We start from the raw sequence: 3,770 nt of genomic DNA, 5'->3' as shown, positions 1-3,770 counted from the left end.
TGAGGTAGTCAGTTACCTAATTTTCAGGGAAAAAGTACCTGAATTTTACCCCCGATCACTCCAATGGCTGGCACTTTTTGAGGGGAAAAAAGTCCAAAAGTCTTATCCAACAAGGTTTTTAGATTTATTCAGCAGACCCTATTTAAGTTGAGTTGAACTTCGGTGAAATCTTCGGAAGATAACGTTTCTGCTAATTTGTCTAGTCTAATTTCTGACTCAATCCCTGCCTCCTGAGTGATGATTACATTTCGATTTTTAGCTACTCCTCCTAGATACTTCAGTTTTCTGTCTTCTAATCCCTTGATGAAGGAACTATTGTTACCATAGGCTCCATCAATGAGGACTATTCCAGGTCGATAACCTCTCTCTAAACTTTTGTCAATTAACTCTCAGGCGATGTCCGGCTTTTTCTTGAATTCTCGGTCTTCTTTTCCTTTTTCTAGAGAATCGGCATGGCGATATATTTCTAGGTCTAAAGGGGGGCTTTTTTTTCCGTCGTATAGATGGGTGGTAACTGTTACGGCTCTTCTGGTTTCTGTGTGGAAACGAGGTCTATACTGAGAGTTTTTTCGGCAAAATAGTCCTAAAAGTCTTGCCCAATAAGCACTTCACGATTCCATAAGTAAAAATTATCACACAAAGTCGAGAAGAACCAAAAATTTTGCTGCTAAGATTCAACATATAACCTTTAGTTCGTTAGACAGATGACAACCTTAACTGGAATAGTCGAATCAGCCTCTGCGGGAGAAACTGGATTTGATACCGATTATATACTAGACTTAGCTAAGGCGAAATTATTTTATCAAAGCGGTTATCGTTTCTGCTTACGCTATCTTTCCCTTTCCCAAGAAACTACCAAAGATTTAACCAACGGTGAAGCCAATGCCATTCTAAATGCCGGGTTAGCTTTGATGCCCGTCCAACACGTGCTTTATAAAGGTTGGACACCAAGTGCCACACTGGGGGAAAACCATGGTAAAGCAGCCGTCGAAAACGCCAAAACAGTCGGGTTTCCCGCTAAAGTCAATGTCTGGTTAGACTTAGAGGGAATTGATCCACAGGCAACTGTCCAAGACGTAGTAAATTACTGCAACAATTGGTTCGATCAAGTAAACGAAGCTGGCTATCTACCTGGTTTGTATGTAGGGGCTAATTCTATTTTAAACAGTTCAGAATTATACAAGGATCTCAAATTTCAATACTATTGGCATTCCTTGAGTACTGTTCCTGATGTTGCTGTTCGAGGATATCAAATGACTCAACAAGGGGTGCCTCAACCAGTTCATGGTATTAGGATTGATAAAAATACTACTCATAATGATAATTTGAATGGGATTGTACAGTGGCTCATTCGTAAAATAGATTCTCAGTCGTGAATTACCCCACAGACATGATCGGATGCAGTATTTTAATCAATTAACTAACTAAGGCGATAATTGTTATGATTTCTGTCAATGGTTTGCGCGGTCCTCGTATTTTTAGCGGTGCATTAGTCTTTGTTAATCCTGATAGTACGACACCGCAAGTCATTCCTTTTCAATATAATCCGAGTCGCTTGCAACGATCCTTAGAACCCCAAATGGCAGGAGGTGAGGAAAATAACCGTTCTCTTGCCATCCGCTATACAGGCGCACCCGTTGAAATAATCAACATAGATATCCAGTTAGATGCTTCCGATAAACTGTGCCACGATGATCCGATTACAGTTCAATTAGGCATTTATCCTTATTTAGCCGCCTTAGAACTCTTAGCTTTTCCTTCCCTTAATCAAGTCCAAAAGAATCAATCTTTACTAGCAAATGGCACGCTAGAAGTAGCATCTTTGACCTCTCCTGATATTTACTTGGTTTGGGGGCCTCAGAGGGTGCTTCCTGTGAGAATCAATAACTATACAATTGTGGAAGAATTGTTTGATGCTCGCCTCAATCCTATTCGAGCGACGGTTTCCTTGAGTATGCGAGTGTTAAACTACTCAGATTTGAGTTCTTCTAACCCTCAATACCATCAATTTAGTGCCTATCAAAATATCTTACAATCTATGTCTCGTAGTGCTATTACTACTTCCAGTCAGATGTTGGGAGTGAATGTCAATCAACTTAGATAAACCATTGAAATTGAGGAGGATTTTAAGTCTAAATGTTTGACCATACCAGTCGCTATTATGCTATTGCCGATGCTCGATATACGAGTTCTACTGGGCAGGAAATTATTTATAAACGCCGTCGTTTTCTTCCCCAAGCTCAGGATTTACCCTTTCTCACGAATGTTAAGGTTAATGATGGTGATCGGTTAGATATTATTGCGGCCAAAACTTTAGGTAATCCCCTGTTATTTTGGCGAATTGCGGATGCAAATAATGGGATGAATCCCATAGATTTGACTGAACGGCCAGGACGCATTTTAAAAGTTGCGATTCCCCAAGTACCTGGAGAATAATCATGACGGGAACAGGTATTACGCTAAGATTAGCATTAGGAAAAAATCGGCCCAGTCCTGCGCCCCAATTTATTGCTGAATCCCTGCAAAGTGTCGAGATTACCCAAAGCGATCAAAGTCCGTCGAAGTTTCAATTATTGTTTCATGCTGACCGAACCAAAGGACTAAGTACCGATTATGAGTTATTGAGAAGTCCCCTCCTCACCCCAAAAAATCGAGTAATTCTGACCATCACACTTAACGGAACACCGAGTATTTTAATAGATGGATTTATTACCCAACAAGAATTAATTCACTCTCAAGAATTTGGGGCAGCTATGTTATCGGTGACAGGGGAAGATGTTAGTATTGTCATGGATCTGTATGAATACTCGACCGAATATCCCAATTTGGGACACATCGCAATTGTTGAATTAATTCTCGCCAAATATATTCCTTTACTCGGTTTAATTATTCCCGAAATATTTCCTGCTACGTTACCCCCTTATCAATCGCTACAAGTGGATTGGGTTCCCCAACAAAATGCCACTGATCGCGCCTATCTTCAGCAATTAGCCGCCAGACACGGCTATCTTTTTTATATGAGACCAGGGCCAACTTTCTTGAGCAATATCGCCTACTGGGGTCCCCCCGTACGTAGGGGAAACCCACAACCCGCTATGACTGTGGACATGGGACCTGCGACCAATGTAGAATCGATTAACTTTTGCTATGATGCTCTATCACCCACCCTAGTCTATGGTTTTGCCCAGTCCGACCCCCTTCAACCCGAATTATCAGAAGACATCCCGATTGTTACCACTAATAGTACCCGAACGCCCCTATCTCAGTCCGAACTGCAACCCTTAGAACTGTCTCTGCCCTTTGTACGAACCCAACAGTTTACAGATCCCCGTCTCGGTCCCCCAGATGCTTTAGCAAAAGCCCAAGCGATTACCGATTTATCGATGGATAACGTCGTGGTTGCTCAAGGACAATTAAATACGCTTCGTTATGGGCATATTTTGCAAGCCCCCGGTCTTGTAGGCGTTCGAGGTGTCGGTTATAGCTATGATGGTCAATATTATGTCCAAAGTGTTACCCACAAAATCGCGCGCGGGAATTATCAACAAAAATTTACTTTAACCCGTTCTGGTCTGGGAAGTCTGACGAATTTTGTTCAACCCTAATCTTAATTTAATTCTGTTTAATTTTTGACATCCTCGCCGCCGTAAAACGGACGGCGATTCCCAAACCTCACGATTTGGGTTTCTGCTTCTTTCCCGAAGGATTTTTCGCACCTGCCTTAACAGATTTACTCTGTTCTGGTCATCAGGTCGCTCTACAGACTGACA

General features: G+C 41.8%; 4 protein-coding genes and 1 pseudogene. 4 read left to right on the top strand and 1 reads right to left on the bottom strand.

All coding sequences use genetic code 11. The features are described 5' to 3' along the window. Window positions 1-137: 137 nt before the first annotated feature. Window positions 138-521, bottom strand: a pseudogene (locus tag O9295_RS13575) (transposase); the annotation flags it as partial. A 183-nt stretch (window positions 522-704) separates the two neighbouring features. Between O9295_RS13575 and O9295_RS13570 the strand changes: the two are divergent. The 4 genes from O9295_RS13570 to O9295_RS13555 all read left to right on the top strand — a co-directional run bounded on the left by O9295_RS13570 (window position 705) and on the right by O9295_RS13555 (window position 3,605). Beyond that, complete coding sequence (locus O9295_RS13570) at window positions 705-1,376, top strand: DUF1906 domain-containing protein (protein WP_288033322.1); 672 nt, start codon at window positions 705-707, stop codon at window positions 1,374-1,376. 65 nt (window positions 1,377-1,441) lie between these two features. Further along, window positions 1,442-2,104 (top strand): hypothetical protein, encoded by a 663-nt coding sequence (locus O9295_RS13565; protein WP_288033319.1) that lies wholly within the window; start codon window positions 1,442-1,444, stop codon window positions 2,102-2,104. A 32-nt stretch (window positions 2,105-2,136) separates the two neighbouring features. Then, window positions 2,137-2,436: a hypothetical protein gene (locus O9295_RS13560; protein ID WP_288033317.1), complete on the top strand. Its 300-nt coding sequence runs from the start codon at window positions 2,137-2,139 to the stop codon at window positions 2,434-2,436. A gap of 2 nt (window positions 2,437-2,438) precedes the next feature. After that, window positions 2,439-3,605: a hypothetical protein gene (locus O9295_RS13555; RefSeq protein WP_288033316.1), complete on the top strand. Its 1,167-nt coding sequence runs from the start codon at window positions 2,439-2,441 to the stop codon at window positions 3,603-3,605. Window positions 3,606-3,770: the final 165 nt, after the last annotated feature.

This window comes from Microcystis sp. LE18-22.4A (genome assembly GCF_027531105.1).
GTDB lineage: Bacteria > Cyanobacteriota > Cyanobacteriia > Cyanobacteriales > Microcystaceae > Microcystis > Microcystis aeruginosa.
This window is presented reverse-complemented; position numbering and strand designations above follow the sequence as displayed.